The following is a 17834-nucleotide window of genomic DNA, read 5'->3' as shown; positions in this document are numbered from 1 at the left end:
TACCGTGATATTCATAAAACAGAAAGGTGAATTTTATGGCAGAAGAAAATAATAATATGGAAGAACTGTTCCGGCAGATGGATAATCATTTGCTTCATGACGAACGTCCATCGGAATATCTGGAACAAATCAGCAGGGAACCGTGGTTTTTGAATTACCCGTTTTCCATGCTTGGCAAGATGAAAGAAACCCCGCAGTCAAAACGGTTTCATCCGGAAGGGAGCGTATGGAATCATACGATGATGGTAGTGGATCAGGCGGCGGAAGAGAAGGCGAAAAGTAAAGATGCCCGGACCTTTATGTGGGCGGCACTGCTTCATGATATCGGCAAACCGGCGGTGACGAAAATCCGAAAAGATAAAATCACTGCATATAATCATGATGCTGAGGGAGAACATCTCACGGAGGATTTTTTGTCTTGTTTTTCCGTAGATGATAAATGGATCGGGGAAGTCGCAAAACTGGTTCGGTATCATATGCACATTCTGTATGTGACAGACGGGCTTCCGTTCGGTGATGTTGATGGCTTGAAGCGGGAGACAGATATCGGTGAGGTTGCACTGCTTGGGCTTTGCGACCGGATCGGAAGGGGCGGAAGCGTTCCGGAAGATGAAGCAAAGGCGGTCAGATTATTTCTGAAGAAAATGCGGAACATGTGATATCCTGATACATTCTTTAAGTCTCTTATCATAAGTTGAATCTCTAATTTCATTCAGAAGGAAACAAGTCTTAAAACAAGCCTTATTTGATTGTCTGGCTGCCGTATTAAATATTCAGCAAGCAAATTACATCCAGAAATAGGCAAATGATTATTATTGTACTATAATAATGGAAGGTGAAAGAAATTAATGAATTTAGAGGGGGTTGCTATGAAAATAAATTATGGAATTATATCAACAGCTGCCATTGGGAAACGATTTATTGGTGCAGTGAGAGCCAATGGAGGATCCGTAACTGCGGCGGCGTCAAGGTCACTTGACAGAGCCAGGGCGTTCTGCCAGGAGAACAATATCGAAAAAGCGTATGGCTCTTATGAAGAACTTTATCAGGACCCGGAGATTACGGCTGTGTATATCACCACAATAAACCGGGAACATTTTCATGAAATGATACAAGCTTTAAGTTATGGAAAGCACGTACTCTGTGAGAAACCGTTTACGCTGACAAGACTGCAGGCAAAAGAAATCTTTCAGTTGGCAAAGGAAAAAGGGCTGTTTGTGATGGAGATGCAAAAAAGCCTTTTTCTTCCTGTCACCGATTTGATTAAAACATATATTGATTCAGGAATGTTAGGAAAACTCCATCAAGTGAATATGAGTGCCTCCTTTCAAAGCCCAAAGGCTTCATGGATGCATGAAAAGGATCAGGGAGGAGTTGTTTACGGCAGCGCTTCCTATACCTTTGAATACCTTGATTATCTGCTGGAGCCTGCCGATGTAATCGTGCAGGCACTGGGGACCAGGGGAAAAACAGGAGTCCAGGATTCTGTCAGCCTTAATATAAAGATGGATGATGTTCTGATCAGCAGCCGTATTTCCATGCGGGGACCTGCAGAAAGTTTTGCTGTTTTTTATTTTGAAAAGGGATTTATAAAAACCAATGAATATTGGAAGGCGGACCGCTGCGAAATACATAGCGGCAAGTGTGTCGAGCTGATTGAGAGAACGGTTGATTTTGAAATGAAATATGAGGCAGCACATGCGGAAGCATGCATCAGACAGGGCCTGTCGGAGAGTCCGGTTATGACCGCTGAAAGAACGCTTCGCTGCTGCGGTCTTGTGGATCAGATCGTGGAATCGTTAAACTGGCAGTAGGAGTTGTAAACTCGCAAGCAGATTATTTTTAAACTTTTGCAACATAACTCTCTTCCCGTTTGTATACGACTCAGAACCACAGAAATCGGATACTGCATAATTGCAGTATCCCCATTTCGTTATCAAGGGAGGTGACAGTATGGTTCATATGTACATATTACAAAACGGACTCGGGGAATATCTATCCTTTCTTAAAGAGTTCGTATACAGACTAATTTGTCTGATGCTTTCTGCGGTAAAAATGGAAAGCAATAAAAAGGTGATCCCGATGCAGGAGACTTTGCGTTCCGCACAGATTAACCAGCAGGCCGGGCGCTTGATGGAGTCCTATGGGAACAGTGTTCTGCGCCTTGCCTACTCTTATCTCCACAATATGAGCGATGCAGAGGATGTATTGCAGGATGCCTTGATACAGTTCCTTAGAACTCAGCCCAAGTTTGAATCAACAGAGCATGAAAAAGCATGGTTTTTGCGTGTTGCAATTAATATCAGCAAAAATAAGATAATAACCTATAACAGGATCCGAAGGACAGATGAATTAAGCGAAACGCTGGCGGTTGCCGAAACCGAGGACCTGGCTTTTGTATGGGATGCTGTAAAACAGCTGCCAGCCAAGTACAGTGAGGTTGTCCACCTTTACTATCATGAGGGATATTCTACGGCACAAATTGCTTCGCTATTATCAAAAAATGACGCAACTGTCCGCTCCTTGCTGCTAAGGGCAAGAAAGAAGCTAAAAGATGTGCTGAAGGAGGTGTATGACTTTGAAGAATAGGTATGATAAAGCTATGAAAAACATCGAAGTTACCAATGAGATGCGAGATAGAATTCTAAATAACATCAGCAAACTTGATCTCGAAAAAACTTCTAAAAAGACGCTCCCTTTCCCACAGTACAAAAAGTATCTGTCCATAGCGGCATGCTTTGCGGTTTTGATTGTTGGTTCTGTAATTGTCCACAATACCATTAATTTACCAAGTGAACCTCCGGTACAGATAGTCCCTGATATTGTGTCGTATCATTCAGTTGCGGAGCTAACTGATGCCGTAGGTTTTACGGTAAAGGAGATCCATGAACTGCCCTTTGAAATTGAGTCCGTAAAATACACTTCTTACTGGGGTAAGCTTGCAGAGATAGAGTACGCTGGATCAGACAACACAGTTATTTTTAGAATTGCGACTGGTGATGAGGACGTTAGCGGATACTATGGCGATTTTACAAGCCTAGAAAGCCATGTGATAAATGGTTACGATGTTACGATTAAAGGAAGTGATGGACAGTATCTACTTGCTGTCTGGCAAAATGGTGGATATTCTTACTCTGTGCAATACATTGAACCAGTTTCCCAACAGGAAATGCTGGATACAATACAGAGTATAAAGTAAGTTATAAAAAGAGCTTTCTGTTCTCCTATTATAACTTAGTTAATCTAAGGTGTAACTATACTGGCAGATACGATGGTCTATAAAGCCAATCGCATCTGCCTTATTTACTTATTGCCTTGCTGTTGTTATCCCCAAAGTCCAATTTTTTCCTTGCAACATTTTCCTTTTCTCATTTGTATACGGGTAAGAACCACAAAAGTGGTTTTATATCAAATCCCAAAATGAAAGGAAGAAACGATTATGAAAAAATTTATAGCACCCACACTTTGTGCTGTTATGGCACTATCCATTGTAGCTGACGCCGGTTCTGCTTTTGCTATGGAGGACTCTAAACAGCAAGCTGTCGGTCAAAAAGCTCCAGGTATTATGGTAATCAGCAATAAGGATTCTGATGAAGAAACAGGCATTGCGATTGGAATGCCAAACCCTTTTAGCGAATGTAATTCTCTTCAGGAAGCTGAAAAGCAAGCCGGTTTTAAATTAGCTCTTCCTGAAAAAATGCCGGAAGGCTATTCCCAAAACATGATTGAAATCATTGGAAAAAAGATGATTCAAGTTTTCTATGAGAACGGCGAAAAAGAAATTCTTATCCGTAAAGCAAAGGGCAATGATGATATCAGTGGCGACTATAATGAATATAGCGAAAACAAAACTGTTGCTGTCTGCAGCTTGCGGATTTCCACCAGAGGAAATCATGGCAAAGTCAGCGTGGCAACATGGGCGGACAGCGAGTATACTTATTCCGTTTCCGTTGGTTTTGAAGAGGAGGGTCTTGATGCCGCTGTTATCAGTGATATGGTAAGCGGTATTCGTTAGAGCAAAAAAATATAGCAAGATGGCGATACTGTAGATTGCAGTATCGCCATTTTGCTATTTCAATTAAATCTTCTGTTGATATGGGATTTGAGGTTTTATTGTGTATGTTTATAAAAAATGCTATGATAAAAAGGACTATCATCAGTACAGAAAAGAGGACAGGTATGAAGCTAATTTTAATAAGGCACGGAGAACCAGACTATTCCATTGACTCTCTTACAGAAAAAGGCTGGAAAGAGGCAGATTTGCTTTCCGAAAGGATCAGCAAGCTTTCAGTTTCCGCTTTTTATTGCTCACCTCTAGGAAGAGCCAAGGATACTGCAAAAGCAACATTGCAGTCATTACATGCTGAGGCAGAGATATTGCCCTGGCTCAGAGAATTTCATGCGCCGGTTGATAACGGGGCCGGTGAGACTAAGACCATACCCTGGGATTTTATGCCCGGCTACTGGACAAACCAGAAGGAACTTTATGACAGAGATTTATGGTTTGAAAATGAAAGGATGAAAACAGGGCCTGTAAAAGAAGAATATGAAAAAGTAGCTGCCGGGCTTGATGAAATATTAAAGAAACATGGGTATCTGAGGGAAGGCGGAATGTACCGGGCGGTTCCGGGGAGTGATGGTACCATCGTCCTGTTTTGCCATTTTGGTGTGATCTGCGTTATGCTGTCCCATTTGCTGGGAATCCCGGCTCCACTATTGTGGCATGGCATTTTTCTGGCACCCTCATCGGTCACCACACTGGAGACGGAAGAGAGGATAGAGGGGGAGGCTTATTTCCGATGCAAGGGAATGGGGGACACGGCTCATTTATATGTCAAAGACGAGCCAGCTTCAAACGCCGGATTTTTTCCAAGACAGACAAATCAGAAAAATCCTAATGCACATCAATAAGAAATATGATATAATAGGAAAAAGTAATAAGCGGAGGCGGTTGTATGTTTGCAGAAGAAAGGCAGAATCAAATTGTGGCTCTTGTTAACAAAAATGGTTCCGTGCGCGTAAAAGAACTCAGCGAGAAGTATCAGGTAACGGAAGACAGCATACGGAAAGATCTGACGTTTCTTGAGAGAAAGGGACTTTTAAAAAAGACATATGGCGGAGCTATGAAAAAAAGGGTCAATGTTCATGACTTGAACGTGTCCCAAAGAAAAGACAAGAACATTGAGGCCAAGCAAAAGATTGCCGCTAAAGCTATGGAACTGATTAAGGACGGAGATATGGTATTCCTGGATATTTCAACTGCAAATCTGGAACTGGCGAAGCTCATTACAAAATCTTCCTTAAATATTACGGTTGTTACCAATATGGTGGATATCATGCTGGAATTCATGGTTCCTACCACTGCCAGGTTCATTTTTATCGGAGGGGTATTCAGCATAGGAAAAGATGGGTTTGCAGGAAGCTTTACCAATAAGCAGATCTCAGACTTCCGGTTTGACATCGCATTCCTTGGAGCCGTTGGAGTTGATGTGTTTGAAAATAACGTTTCGACTTATATGGTGGAAGACGGGCTTACAAAAAGCACAGTGCTGGAAGTGAGCAAAAACGCTTATATGATGCTGGAGACCAGGAAATTTAATACCGACGGCACTTATAAATATGCGAGAATTGATAGTTTTACCGGCGCTGTCATGGAACGGAAGCCCCCTTCCGAAATAGAAGAAAAATTAAAAGAGCTTACTATTGAGTGGCTATAAAGATAAAAGATCAGATTAAAAACATGCTTTTCCGTTCTGGCGTAGGGGGGAAGGCGTGTTTTTTATGTTATCCAGGTAAAAATCAGTTCCTCCATTTGCAAGGGCATTCGGAAGATCTAAAATTTTACATATTCGTGTATGTTCTAAAAAATAAAAAGTAATAAAAGATAATCATGATGTCATTGACAAAGACAGTATAGGGGAATATACTGAAATCAGAAAAAATAATAAAGAAGAATAAAAAAAAATAAATATAAGGAAAAAGTACATGGAGAATCTGATAATGACAGACCGTATAAGTATCCTGAAAAATAAGATGCTTTCTGAGCCAAGATATGCATCGATTGAGCAGGCAAAGATCATCACGGATACCTACAAGGCAAATGAAGAAAAACCGAGAATCATCCAGCGGGCATTGTCGTTAAAGGCTGCATTAAAGCAGATGGAAATCCACGCCGAGCCGGAAGAGCTGATTGTAGGAAACCGGACGGCCGGGGTACGGTATGGAGTTGTCTTTCCGGAAAGCGGAAGTACCTGGGTGGACCGGGAATTTGAGACCCTGCCGGTCAGACCCCAGGACAGATTTGAAGTCAGACAGGAAGACATTACATATTTCCGTGAGAATATCATGCCTTACTGGAGGGGGAAGTCCTTAGAAGATGTGCTGCGGGAACGTTACGGAAAAGAAATCGATCATATTGCAAAGGTGGTGAAAATCAACCAGAAAGACCATGCCCAGGGCCATATATGCCCAAACTGTAAGGAATGGCTGCATAAAGGTCCGGCAGGAATCAAACAGGATGCGGATGACCGTTTAAGGATCGCAGGAGGGCAGCAAAGAGAATTTTTTGAAAGCGTGTCGATCGTAATGAGCGGATCTATTCATTTCATGCAGCGATATCAAAAGCTTTTGCTGGACATGGCACAAGGGGAAGAGGATAGAGACGGGCGCTGCAGCATGGAAGAAGTAGCACGCATCTGCAAAAAGGTTTCCGAACAGCCGCCGGAAACCTTCCAAGAGGCGGTTCAGTCCTTATGGTTCCTTTTTGTGATCCTTCATATGGAATCCAATGCCTCTTCCTTCTCGCCGGGAAGGATGGATGAATACCTCTGGGAATATTTTGACCGGGACAGAAAGCAAGGGCGTCTTAATGAACAGGGAGCATTGGAGATCATCGAGTGCCTATGGCTGAAATTCAATGAGATCGTATATATGCGTAATGCTAACAGCGCCAAGTTTTTTGCAGGCTTTCCCATTGGATTTAATATTGCCATAGGCGGTCAGGATGCTGAGGGAAATGATTTCGTCAATGATCTCTCGTTTCTTCTGCTAAAGGCCCAGGAACACTTAGGGCTTCCCCAGCCGAATCTTTCCGTAAGGCTCCATGAGCATACGGGAGATGCTCTTTTAAAACAGGCGGTCAGGGTGGTTTCAATGGGAAGCGGTATGCCTCAGTTTTTCAATGATAAGGCGGTGATTCCGTCCATGGAAAAACTGGGGGTGGCCTCAAAGGATGCCAGGGATTATGCCATTGTAGGCTGTGTGGAGCTAACTACCCAGGGAAACAATCTGGGTTGGAGCGATGCCGCCATGTTTAACTTTAACAAGGCTCTGGAACTGACTTTGACGGGAGGGAAATGTCTTCTGACCGGGGAACAGTTAGCCCCCGACTATGGGGACTTAACCACCTATGGAACCTTTGAAGAACTGGAAGCCGTATTTCAAAGATACTTAGATGAATACATGGATGTAATGGTAAAGGCTTGTGAAGAGGTGGAAAAAGCTCATATAGACTTGCTGCCCTCCCCATTTCTGTCCTCTGTCATTGATGAATGCATGAAAAAGGGAATGGATGTAACTGCAGGAGGAGCACGTTACAACTTCTCTGGAATTCAGATGATTCAGGTTGCTAATCTAGCAGACAGTCTGGCTGCCATAAAGCTACTTGTATTTGATAAACATAAAGTAGAGGCCGGAGAGCTGCTGGAAGCGCTTAAAAATGATTTTGAAGGAAAAGAAGTGCTGCGTACCATGCTTTTAAATAAAGTGCCCAAATATGGCAATGATGTGGACTGGGTAGACCAGATGGGAGCCAAGTGGGCGGAATATTTCAAAAATCGCCTGTCCCGATATACCAATTACAGAGGCGGAAAATACCATACCGGCATGTATACGGTTTCTGCTCATGTTCCCATGGGAGAGAATGTAGGGGCTTCGCCGGATGGAAGATATGCAAGACAGCCCCTGGCTGATGGCGGAATGTCCCCTGTATATGGACGGGATACCACGGGACCCACGGCAGTGCTGAAGTCCGTATCAAAACTGGATAAAAACCTGACTACAAACGGGGGGCTTCTTAACATGAAGTTTTTGCCGGAATTTTTCCGGACAGAGCAGGGGATCAATAAGTTTGCCCTGTTATTGCGGGCCTTTGTGGATCTGGAGATTCCTCATATCCAATTCAATGTGGTCCGGAAGGAAGATTTGATTGCGGCAAAGAAAAATCCGGAACAGTATCGAAGCCTTACCATCCGGGTAGCCGGATATACCGCTTATTTTACGGAGCTTGCCGATGAGCTTCAGAATGAGATCATCGCCAGAACCAGCTATGCGGATATCTGATGGGAAACATAAAACATATGGAGGGAATCAATTTGGAGGAGAGGACGGTAAAAGGAATTGTCTTTGATATCCGCCGTTTTTCCACCCATGACGGCGGGGGAATCCGCTCAACCGTATTTTTAAAGGGCTGTCCACTGTCCTGCGTATGGTGTCATAATCCGGAAGGGATCAGCAGGACGGTAAGGCCATTGTACTTCCCGAACAAATGCATTGGTTGCCAGATCTGTTGCAGTCTTTCTGAAAACAGCGGTATTCTCATGACAGAAAAAGGAATCAGGCTTGATATTACAAAAACAGAGGACTGGGACCGGATCATAGAGGAATGCCCTTCCGGGGCGATTCTATGGGACAGCGCCAGGCTGACCGTGGAAGAAGCTGTGGAAGAGGTACTTAGGGATGCCCCTTTTTATAAATACGGCGGCGGTGTTACCCTCTCAGGGGGAGAACCGCTACTCCAGCCGGAGTTTGTCCTCTCCTTTTTAAAGGAGATGAAGAAAAGGAACATCCACACGGCGATTGAGACGGCTCTCCATGTACCAACAGAAACACTGGAAGCTGTACTCCCATGGCTGGACCTGATTTATGCGGATTTTAAGATTTTTGAACCGGAAGCCCATAAAAAGTATACCGGTGTGACCAATGAGCGGATCAAAAAACACATACGTCTTTTGCTGGAATCTGAGAATAGAGACCATGTTATCATCCGTACCCCAATGATTCCGGGGCTTACCACTAAGGATGATAACATAGCAGGAATCAGCCGGTTTATATCAGCGTTATCCAAGAAAGTGTCATATGAAATTCTAAATTACAACCCCCTGGGGGAGGCTAAGTACCATTTGGTTGACAAAACCTATTGCTTTAAAGATAACCCAGAACCCTACTCCCGTCAGGACATGGAGCGGTTTGCAGAAATCGCCAGATCTAACGGGGTAAACCATATCATTTTAGAAGCATGAAAAGGAGAGGAGCAGAGGCATGAAATTTATTATTGATGATGCAAACATTGAGAAGATTAAAGAGGTATACGACACATTTGCAGTAGATGGTGTTACGACCAATCCCAGCATTCTGGCGAAAAACGGAAAACAGCCCTTTGAGACTCTGAGGGAAATCCGTGAATTTATTGGGCCGGAAGCGGAGCTTCATGTGCAGGTGGTTGCAGAAGATGCGGAGGGAATGGTTGAAGAGGCTCACAGGATCCAAAAGGAGCTTGGAAGGAATACTTATGTGAAGATCCCTGCCACAAAAGAAGGATTAAAAGCCATGAAAGCCCTGAAAAAGGAAGGTGCCAATGTAACAGCCACGGCCATTTACACGCAAATGCAGGCATTTTTAGCAGGAAAAGCCGGGGCAGACTATGCGGCACCGTATGTGAACCGGATCGATAACCTTGGAGCAAATGGCGTGAGGACGGCCAAGGACATCCACGATATTTTCAAGAAAAATGGGTTAAAGACAGAAGTACTGGCAGCCAGCTTCAAGAATTCCCAACAGGTCCTTGAGCTTTGCCAGTATGGGGTTGGTGCGTCCACGATTTCTCCGGATGTCATAGAGGGGTTGATTAAAAATGATTCTGTAACAATGGCGGTAAGCGTCTTTACCAAGGATTTTGAAGGGCTGTGCGGTGCAGGGAGGACCATGAAGGACTGCATGTAATCATTTGCCTGGGCAGTGGAGGCAGTAATTAAGAAAGCCTAATTATGTGCTTAAGAATAAAATAATAGCCACCCAAGGCTTTATGCACATGACTGACTATTATCTGTAAATCTATGAAAACTCCATGGTATACCAATGGTACGCACGGTGGTGTGAGAGGTCGGCTAGTCAATTAATGGCTAATCCGATGTTACTCTCAACACCAATTGTGGAATATTCTTTCTTTAATTTTTTACTGTGCTCCATCCGCAAATCGAAAGAAAATTAAGTGGCCAGCGCTGCCAACAACTCCAGGCGATTCTTCCAGTGTCGTGCTCGTTACGATGTTACCAGATGCTATCTGGACGATATCGCCAACATTATAGAAGTTGACCCTTGAAATCGTTATCTCCCCTACGGTGTCCGCGTTTGAAACCGGCGCAACACCCTCCGTCGGGTTATTATTCAGTAATACCCCAAAATAGGTATTTGCCGGCGTCCCTACCGCAAAGTTCAATGAGCACACCAATGCATAAAGACCAGCTCTTGTAATGACAAACGTATTGCTATTAATAAAATCAATTCCCATAGCTGTAGTTGCTCCAAACGTAACAATACCCCGCATACCAGGTACTGTTTGCTGGATTATATTTGCATTTACAAATGGCTGTAGGATGGGGCCGGTAGGCCCAGTTGGTCCGGTAGGCCCGGTAGGCCCGGTAGGTCCAGCAGGTCCGGTGGGTCCGGTAGGTCCAACCGGTCCCTCAATCCCCTGTGGCCCCTGAGGTCCTTCTGGTCCCTGAGGTCCAGTCGGTCCAATAGTTCCTTGGGCACCAGTAGGTCCAGTAGGCCCGGTAGGCCCTTGAGCACCGGTAGGCCCAGTCGGTCCCTGGGCTCCGGTAGAACCAGTCGGCCCGGTCGGTCCAACCGATCCCTCAATCCCCTGTGGCCCCTGAGGTCCCTCTGGCCCTTGAGGTCCAGTAGGTCCGATAGTTCCTTGGGCACCAGTCGGCCCGGTCGGTCCTTGAACACCGGTTGCGCCAGTGGCTCCAGTAGGTCCAGTAGGTCCAGTAGGTCCGGTCGGCCCAGTAGGCCCGGTCGCACCAGTAAGTCCAGTAGGTCCGGTCGCACCAGTAGGTCCGGTAGGCCCGGTCGCACCAGCAAGTCCGATAGGTCCAGTTGGCCCAGTAGGCCCAGTCGCACCAGTAAGTCCAGTAGGTCCGGTAGGTCCGGCAGGTCCGGTAGGTCCGGTAGCACCGGTAAGTCCAGTAGGTCCGGTAGGTCCGGTAGCACCGGTAAGTCCAGTAGGTCCGGTAGGCCCGGTTGCACCGGTAAGTCCGGTAGGCCCGGTTGCACCGGTAGGTCCGGTAGCACCGGTAAGTCCAGTAGGTCCGGTAGGTCCGGTAGCACCGGTAAGTCCGGTAGGTCCGGTAGCACCGGTAAGTCCGGTAGGTCCGGTAGGTCCAGTAGGTCCGGTAGGTCCGGTAGCACCGGTAAGTCCAGTGGGTCCAGTAGGTCCGGTTGTACCGGTAGGTCCGGTAGCACCGGTAAGTCCAGTAGGTCCGGTAGGCCCGGTAGGTCCGGTTACACCGGTAAGTCCGGTAGGTCCGGTAGCACCGGTAGGTCCGGTTGCACCGGTAAGTCCGGTAGGTCCAGTAGGTCCGGTAGCACCGGTAAGTCCAGTGGGTCCAGTAGGTCCGGTAGGTCCGGTAGCACCGGTAAGTCCAGTAGGCCCGGTAGGCCCGGTAGGTCCGGTTACACCGGTAAGTCCGGTAGGTCCGGTTGCACCGGTAGGTCCGGTTGCACCGGTAAGTCCGGTAGGTCCAGTAGGTCCAGTAGGACCTTGTGGTCCTTGTAAGCCTCTAGGCCCAGTGGGTCCAGTAGGACCTTGTGGTCCTTGTAAGCCTCTAGGTCCAGTGGGTCCAGTAGGTCCAGTAGGACCTTGTAGTCCCTGTAAGCCTCTAGGCCCAGTCGGCCCAGTGGGTCCAGTAGGTCCAGTCGGCCCAGTCGGTCCTGGACAACATCTGGGTCCGGTATGCCCACAAGAACAACGACATTTACAGCATTGATTATCAGTCATATAAATTCACCCTCTATAATTATTTGCTTATCAATTAAAACATCATAAAGAAGTTTCATTCTTTATACATATAAAATATGTCTACTTGTACAAACATGTTAATTTCAGTACTTCCGTGTTATTGCTTCATTTAATGGCTGATGATCTAATTGAGGTTTGTTAGCTTTGAGACATTGTATTATATCTTATATGGCAAAAACAGGAGTACTACATTTTTCAAAAATAATCAAAACTTTAATTAGCTATCATTAGGAAATAAATTACTCAAAACATAAATAATTGTAGATAATTTACTTCAAACGTAGCTTAATATAATAGAGGTAAGAAGGAGTTTATATTGTTCGTTTTAAAGTATAAACTATATTAGATAAAAAGGATTGACTCAGATAACGACCAGAGAAAAGCATGAAAAAGTGATAGATAATGCCTTAGCCTTTTCTACTTCAGATGCTCCTGTACTTACAAGATCCTGTACTTACAAGATCCTGTACTTACAAGATTTACAAAGCTGTTAAATCAGTTTATCGACAGTCATTAATATCTGAAGAAGATATGCTGAATGCAGCTTTTAAGAGTATGGTATAAACTTATATGACTGAATTGGTATCGGCTGTGATAAAATAAGATATTTATGACTGGATGATATGAAGGACATGCTGGAACTATTAAAAATAAAATGTTTTATTAGATATAGCTTATGATAAATTCCAGATTTTTCAGTATCCAGTGATGGATGAGCTCATAGAAACAGGCTGAATAATTAAGAAAATTAAGTCTAGACCATCAAAAACACAAAGCTGACAAAATCACTTGAATTTTAAAAATGCAGATGCTATAATCCTACCAACATATTAGACGAGAGAACAAAGGAGTCTCAAGCGTACTCAGTACGGTTGCGGCTCCTTTTTGCTTATGGAAATTTTGCAATGTATGTGATACAAATCCATAAAGCAAATAAGTCTCTTAAGGAGAACAAGGAGGTTTTCCCTGCATTTTTAGGGAAGCCTCCTTATTCCGTCTTTATTTTCGTCTTTTATGATAATAGATTGAGGAGGAAGCGATTATGAAAAAAAGATTATTACCGGTAACTCTTATTACAGCAATGACGGCGGCGCTCCTTGCCGGCTGTGGTTCATCTGCACAGCAGAGTGCTGCAGGAGGCAGTACAGCCGCTGCAAGTTCAACGTCTTCCAAGGAAGCAGCGTCTGCTCCGGAAGGAGAAGACGGGAAGACCATTAAGATCGGCGTGTATGGTCCTGTCACAGGAGGGTCTGCTGTTTATGGGGAAGGTGCACAGAACGCCATTGCCATGGCAGTTGAAGAAATCAACTACGGAGATTCCGGTTTTAAGGTTGAAATTGTAAATGGCGGAAAAATAGTAGATGACGGCGGTGATGCCAAGCAGGCAATTAATGCTTACAACAGTCTGATGAAAGAAGGCCCCAGTGCCATCGTAGGAAGCTTTTTTTCCTCTGTTACCCTTCCCGTTGCCGAACAGGCTTCCAAAGATAATATGCTCCTTCTTGCTACAGGGGCTACTAATAAAGACGTAACTTTAAAAGGCCCCACCATTTTCAGGAATTGTTTTATTGACCCGTATCAGGGCAAAATGGCTTCCCAGTTTGCGAAGGAAAAAGGCTGGACCAAAGCCGCCGTTATTTATGCCAAGGATGATGATTATTCCAACGGCTTAAAAGATGCATTTATAGAGAATGCCGAGGCAAACGGAATTGAAGTGGTATATGTGGGAGAATGCACTACAAAGGATACAGACTTTTCGTCCCAGACCTCCCAGGTAGTGGCAAAAGGAGCAGATTTCCTGTTTTATCCCGCATTCCTTGATACGGTTCCCCTTTTGGTAGGTGCGGCAAGGGATGCAGGCTTTGACGGAGCCATTATGGGTGGTGATGGCTGGGATGGAGCCGATACGGCAGGTTTTGAAGATAAATTTGAGAACTGCTATTTTACCAACCACTATTCTTCCGAAGATACCGCTCCGGCTGTAGTCAATTTTGTATCCAAATATACGGAAAAGTACGGAACGGAAAGCTTAAATGCCTGTGCGGCTCTTTACTATGATGCCATTTACATGCTGGTGGAAGCTGCCAAAAACAGCGGTGCATCAGATACGGTTTCCCTGGTAAATGGGATGACGGGAATGACTTTTACAGGAGTAGGAGGAACCTTTACCATGGATGAAAACGGTGACCCGGAGAAATCCGTAGCGATCAATACTTTTGAAGGCGGCAAGGTGAAATGGCTTATGACTCTTTCACCGGAAGGAACAAAAGAATAGCGGCATAAATCTAACAAGAAGGTCTGAAAAATGATAGGGAGGAAGATCCTATGACATTTTCATTATTCTTTCAAAGCCTGATAAACGGACTGAATCAGGGCGCTATCTATGCTTTGATTGCACTTGGTTATACCATGGTATATGGAATCATCCGAATGATCAACTTTGCTCACGGCGATTTTATCATGATTGGGGCCTATACCTTATTTTATACCATTCCTTTCATGATCCATGCAGGAATGCCTGCTTGGATTTCCGTCTTCCTTGCCGTGGTCATATGTGCTGCGGTGGGAGTCATGGTTGAGGTGATAGCCTATAAGCCGGTCCGCAGGGCCGGCTCCATGTCAGCTCTTATTACAGCACTTGCCATGAGTCTGTTTCTTGAAAACCTGGCCATGGTTCTCTTTGGTGCAAAGCCTCATAATGTCCAGAAAATATTTGATTTACCCTCTGTAAATGTGTTTGGAGTGGTCCTTCCTCTGAATGTTATCCTGACCATCGGTATCGGGGTGGTCATGATGGCGGGCCTACAGATATTTATTAAGAACACCAAGATGGGGAAAGCCATGCGGGCAGTGCCCCAGGACCGGGATGCTTCCATTCTTGCGGGAATCAATGTCAATAAGGTGATCACCATGACCTTTGCCATCGGCTCCGCGCTGGCAGCAGTTGCAGCTCTTATGTATTGTACCAAATATCCACGCGTCACCAATGATATGGGTTCCATGATGGGGCTTAAGGCCTTTATTGCTGCTGTCCTCGGTGGAATCGGAGTCATTCCAGGAGCCATGCTCGGAGGAATTCTTGTTGGCCTCATTGAAATTTATGTAAAGCTGTTTGCCCCGGGCTGGTATGAAGCAATTACCTATGCCATTCTAATTGTGATTCTTCTGGTGAAACCGTCCGGCATTCTTGGTAAGAATGCTGGAGAGAAAGTTTAAGGGGGTGGACCATGGAAAAGAGGTTTAAAATTTCTTATTTTCTTAATTTCTTGGGTGTTCTGGCAGTTTTTTTCTTGTTTGTCCTGCTTTTTGAAAACAATGCTTTTGGCAGGTCCACTCAGTATATCAAGGGAATCAGTACTACCGCCTGCTATACGATCATTATGGTGGCTTCCTTAAATCTGGTGGTGGGATGCATGGGTGAGTTTTCCCTAGGCCATGCGGGTTTTGTATCAGTGGGAGCATATGCCTCTGCCATTGTATCCAATGGACTTGCCGGAAAAGGGCTGCCTGATATCGCATTATTCCTGGTTGCTCTACTTGCAGGAGGGATTGCAGCCGGCATGACCGGAGTCATGGTTGGAATTCCGGCTTTACGCTTAAGAGGAGATTATCTTGCCATTGTGACCATTGCTTTTGCAGAGATTATCCGGGTTCTCTTTTGCAATCTTTCGATAACAGGCGGCGGAAAAACCATGAGTGGTATTATAAAGCTATCCAACTTCTACTGGAGCTTCTGGATCATGGTAATCTGTATCACCATGATGTACATGTACGTACGCAGCCGCTTTGGCAGAACGGTGAAAGCCATTCGGGAAGATTACATAGCAGCATCTGCTTCGGGAATCAATGTTACTTATTATAAAGTGCTTACCTTTTCCGTAGCCGCTTTCTTTGCAGGAATCGGCGGAGGTGTATATGCCCATTACATGACAGCCATGATTCCCACCAACTTTAACTTTATGTACTCTGCAGAGCTTCTCTCAGAGGTGATTATCGGAGGGATCGGCTCCATAACCGGGTCCATAATCGGTGCGGCTTTTCTTTCTTCTCTTCCGGAGATGATGCGCCAGTTCTCCCAGTACCGTATGCTGGCATACTCTGTAGTACTGGTACTGGTCATGATATTCAAACCGGGCGGTATCTTTGGAGCTTGGGAATTTTCTCTCATTCGTGTATATGAACGGCTGACAGGCAGAAAAGGCGGTTGTGAAAAGAAACGGAAAAAAACAGAAGGAGGTGTATAAATATGACGGGAACAGAAGAAGTCACGCCGGTATTAAAAGCGCAGAACCTGGGAATCCAGTTCGGCGGATTAAAAGCGGTGGACAGCTTTAATATGGAAATCGGAGAATCGGAGTTAGTAGGGCTGATCGGTCCAAACGGCGCTGGAAAAACCACAGTGTTCAATCTGATCACCGGTGTTTATAGACCGACAGAAGGATCCTTTTACTTAAATGGCCAGTTCATGAATGGGAAAAGGACCCATCAGATTGTTGAAGCAGGAATTGCAAGAACATTCCAGAATATCCGGTTATTTAAGAAAATGACCGTAATCGATAATGTAAAAGCAGCCATGAGCGCCAAGCTTTCCTACAATCTGTTCCATGCCGTTTTTCGTACACCGGCTTACTGGAAGCAGGAAAAGGAACTGACAAAAAGAGCAGGGCAGCTGCTTAAAATCGTGCATCTAAGTGGAAAAGAAGATTATGAAGCAGGTAATCTTCCTTATGGAGAGCAGAGGCGTCTGGAGATAGCCAGAGCCCTGGCTACGGATATGAAACTCCTCCTTCTTGACGAGCCTGCGGCAGGGATGAACCCGACAGAAACGGAAGAACTCCTGGAGATTATCAACTATATCCGCGATGAATTTAAGATTTCCGTGCTTCTGATCGAGCATGACATGAGCCTGGTCATGAAAATCTGCGAACGGATTTCTGTCCTTGATTTCGGTACTTCCATTGCATCCGGGACTCCGGAGGAGATTGCCAATCATCCAAAGGTGATTGAAGCCTATCTGGGAAAAGACGATGAGGAGGTAGAGAAAGATGCTTAAGGTAAAGGATCTGGCAGTATCTTACGGTGCCATTGAAGCCATTCATGGGGTATCCCTGGAAGTTCATGATGGAGAAATCGTTTCCCTTATCGGGGCCAATGGAGCAGGAAAAACCACTATTTTAAGGACTATTTCAGGATTAAAAAAAGCTGATAAGGGAGAGATATTCTTTAACGGAGCCGATTTGTTAAAAACAGAACCCAGCAAGATCATCAATTTAAAACTGGCACATGTACCGGAAGGACGTCATATATTCCCTCAGATGACTGTAGAGGAGAATCTGGAAATGGGGGCATTTACCGATGGAAAAGACATGGCGGTCAATATGGCAGATGTATTTGAACGTTTTTCCCGTTTAAAAGAACGGAAAAAACAGCTGGCAGGAACCTTGTCCGGCGGTGAACAGCAGATGCTTGCCGTAGGCCGGGCCCTTATGGCAAAACCCAGGATGATCCTGATGGATGAACCGTCTATGGGACTTTCTCCATTGCTGGTAAAGGAAATCTTTTCTATTATCAGAGAAGTGAACAATAAAGGAATCACCATTCTGCTTGTGGAACAGAATGCAAAAATGGCCTTATCCATATCAAACAGAGCCTATGTTATGGAGACAGGGAAGATTACCATGGAAGGTGATGCCGGAGAACTGCTAAAGGATGACAGGGTAAAGAAGGCATATCTTGGACAATAGGAGGATACGAT

The 17834-nt window shown here is 45.0% G+C and carries 16 protein-coding genes; 15 read left to right on the top strand and 1 reads right to left on the bottom strand.

Annotated features, from left to right (window positions below):
* The first annotated feature begins 35 nt into the window (after positions 1-35).
* The 10 genes from H171_RS13115 to H171_RS13070 all read left to right on the top strand — a co-directional run bounded on the left by H171_RS13115 (position 36) and on the right by H171_RS13070 (position 9999).
* On the top strand, positions 36-659 hold the full coding sequence (locus H171_RS13115; protein WP_100305553.1) for an HD domain-containing protein: 624 nt from the start codon (positions 36-38) through the stop codon (positions 657-659).
* A 210-nt stretch (positions 660-869) separates the two neighbouring features.
* Positions 870-1814 carry a Gfo/Idh/MocA family protein gene (locus H171_RS13110; protein WP_100305552.1) on the top strand — a complete coding sequence of 315 codons (945 nt, stop codon included), beginning with the start codon at positions 870-872 and terminating at the stop codon, positions 1812-1814.
* A gap of 139 nt (positions 1815-1953) precedes the next feature.
* Positions 1954-2589 carry an RNA polymerase sigma factor gene (locus H171_RS13105; RefSeq protein WP_242976955.1) on the top strand — a complete coding sequence of 212 codons (636 nt, stop codon included), beginning with the start codon at positions 1954-1956 and terminating at the stop codon, positions 2587-2589.
* Entirely contained in the window at positions 2579-3199 is a 621-nt protein-coding gene (locus H171_RS13100) for a hypothetical protein (RefSeq protein WP_157803158.1), read from the top strand. Before H171_RS13105 ends, H171_RS13100 begins: the two co-directional genes overlap by 11 nt.
* A 240-nt stretch (positions 3200-3439) precedes the next feature.
* On the top strand, positions 3440-4015 hold the full coding sequence (locus H171_RS13095; RefSeq protein ID WP_100305550.1) for a DUF4367 domain-containing protein: 576 nt from the start codon (positions 3440-3442) through the stop codon (positions 4013-4015).
* A gap of 164 nt (positions 4016-4179) precedes the next feature.
* On the top strand, positions 4180-4911 hold the full coding sequence (locus tag H171_RS13090; protein ID WP_100307517.1) for a histidine phosphatase family protein: 732 nt from the start codon (positions 4180-4182) through the stop codon (positions 4909-4911).
* A gap of 44 nt (positions 4912-4955) precedes the next feature.
* Positions 4956-5717, top strand: a complete 762-nt coding sequence (locus H171_RS13085) for a DeoR/GlpR family DNA-binding transcription regulator (RefSeq protein WP_100305549.1) — start codon at positions 4956-4958, stop codon at positions 5715-5717.
* 268 nt (positions 5718-5985) lie between these two features.
* A complete protein-coding gene (locus H171_RS13080) occupies positions 5986-8340 on the top strand; it encodes a glycyl radical protein (protein WP_100305548.1) in 2355 nt (784 codons plus the stop codon).
* Positions 8340-9299 (top strand): glycyl-radical enzyme activating protein, encoded by a 960-nt coding sequence (locus H171_RS13075; protein ID WP_242976953.1) that lies wholly within the window; start codon positions 8340-8342, stop codon positions 9297-9299. Before H171_RS13080 ends, H171_RS13075 begins: the two co-directional genes overlap by 1 nt.
* A 19-nt stretch (positions 9300-9318) precedes the next feature.
* Positions 9319-9999, top strand: a complete 681-nt coding sequence (locus H171_RS13070) for a fructose-6-phosphate aldolase (protein ID WP_100305547.1) — start codon at positions 9319-9321, stop codon at positions 9997-9999.
* A gap of 232 nt (positions 10000-10231) precedes the next feature.
* Here H171_RS13070 and H171_RS24895 read toward each other — a convergent pair whose 3' ends face one another.
* Positions 10232-12058, bottom strand: coding sequence for a collagen-like domain-containing protein (locus H171_RS24895; protein ID WP_100305546.1), 1827 nt, complete (start codon positions 12056-12058; stop codon positions 10232-10234).
* A gap of 1063 nt (positions 12059-13121) precedes the next feature.
* Between H171_RS24895 and H171_RS13060 the strand changes: the two genes are divergently transcribed.
* Genes H171_RS13060 through H171_RS13040 form a run of 5 tightly spaced genes read left to right on the top strand, consistent with a single transcriptional unit; the run spans position 13122 to position 17823 of the window.
* Positions 13122-14354, top strand: a complete 1233-nt coding sequence (locus H171_RS13060; protein ID WP_100305545.1) for an ABC transporter substrate-binding protein — start codon at positions 13122-13124, stop codon at positions 14352-14354.
* A gap of 50 nt (positions 14355-14404) precedes the next feature.
* Positions 14405-15295 (top strand): branched-chain amino acid ABC transporter permease, encoded by an 891-nt coding sequence (locus H171_RS13055; protein WP_100305544.1) that lies wholly within the window; start codon positions 14405-14407, stop codon positions 15293-15295.
* Positions 15296-15306: 11 nt separating this feature from the next.
* A complete protein-coding gene (locus H171_RS13050) occupies positions 15307-16323 on the top strand; it encodes a branched-chain amino acid ABC transporter permease (protein WP_100305543.1) in 1017 nt (338 codons plus the stop codon).
* A gap of 2 nt (positions 16324-16325) precedes the next feature.
* Positions 16326-17132, top strand: coding sequence for an ABC transporter ATP-binding protein (locus tag H171_RS13045; protein WP_100305542.1), 807 nt, complete (start codon positions 16326-16328; stop codon positions 17130-17132).
* On the top strand, positions 17125-17823 hold the full coding sequence (locus H171_RS13040; RefSeq protein ID WP_100305541.1) for an ABC transporter ATP-binding protein: 699 nt from the start codon (positions 17125-17127) through the stop codon (positions 17821-17823). The genes H171_RS13045 and H171_RS13040 overlap by 8 nt, the downstream gene beginning before the upstream one ends.
* Positions 17824-17834 lie beyond the last annotated feature (11 nt).

Origin of the sequence: [Clostridium] celerecrescens 18A (assembly GCF_002797975.1) — a bacterium.
GTDB classification, from domain to species: domain Bacteria; phylum Bacillota; class Clostridia; order Lachnospirales; family Lachnospiraceae; genus Lacrimispora; species Lacrimispora celerecrescens.
This window is presented reverse-complemented; position numbering and strand designations above follow the sequence as displayed.

Bases quoted from the DNA above. Each gene is read 5' to 3' on its own strand.
- H171_RS13115 (WP_100305553.1), top strand. From the start codon at position 36: ATGGCAGAAGAAAATAATAATATGGAAGAACTGTTCCGGCAGATGGAT.
- H171_RS13110 (WP_100305552.1), top strand. From the start codon at position 870: ATGAAAATAAATTATGGAATTATATCAACAGCTGCCATTGGGAAACGA.
- H171_RS13105 (WP_242976955.1), top strand. From the start codon at position 1,954: ATGGTTCATATGTACATATTACAAAACGGACTCGGGGAATATCTATCC.
- H171_RS13095 (WP_100305550.1), top strand. From the start codon at position 3,440: ATGAAAAAATTTATAGCACCCACACTTTGTGCTGTTATGGCACTATCC.
- H171_RS13090 (WP_100307517.1), top strand. From the start codon at position 4,180: ATGAAGCTAATTTTAATAAGGCACGGAGAACCAGACTATTCCATTGAC.
- H171_RS13085 (WP_100305549.1), top strand. From the start codon at position 4,956: ATGTTTGCAGAAGAAAGGCAGAATCAAATTGTGGCTCTTGTTAACAAA.
- H171_RS13080 (WP_100305548.1), top strand. From the start codon at position 5,986: ATGGAGAATCTGATAATGACAGACCGTATAAGTATCCTGAAAAATAAG.
- H171_RS13075 (WP_242976953.1), top strand. From the start codon at position 8,340: ATGGGAAACATAAAACATATGGAGGGAATCAATTTGGAGGAGAGGACG.
- H171_RS13070 (WP_100305547.1), top strand. From the start codon at position 9,319: ATGAAATTTATTATTGATGATGCAAACATTGAGAAGATTAAAGAGGTA.
- H171_RS24895 (WP_100305546.1), bottom strand. From the start codon at position 12,058: ATGACTGATAATCAATGCTGTAAATGTCGTTGTTCTTGTGGGCATACC.
- H171_RS13060 (WP_100305545.1), top strand. From the start codon at position 13,122: ATGAAAAAAAGATTATTACCGGTAACTCTTATTACAGCAATGACGGCG.
- H171_RS13055 (WP_100305544.1), top strand. From the start codon at position 14,405: ATGACATTTTCATTATTCTTTCAAAGCCTGATAAACGGACTGAATCAG.
- H171_RS13050 (WP_100305543.1), top strand. From the start codon at position 15,307: ATGGAAAAGAGGTTTAAAATTTCTTATTTTCTTAATTTCTTGGGTGTT.
- H171_RS13045 (WP_100305542.1), top strand. From the start codon at position 16,326: ATGACGGGAACAGAAGAAGTCACGCCGGTATTAAAAGCGCAGAACCTG.
- H171_RS13040 (WP_100305541.1), top strand. From the start codon at position 17,125: ATGCTTAAGGTAAAGGATCTGGCAGTATCTTACGGTGCCATTGAAGCC.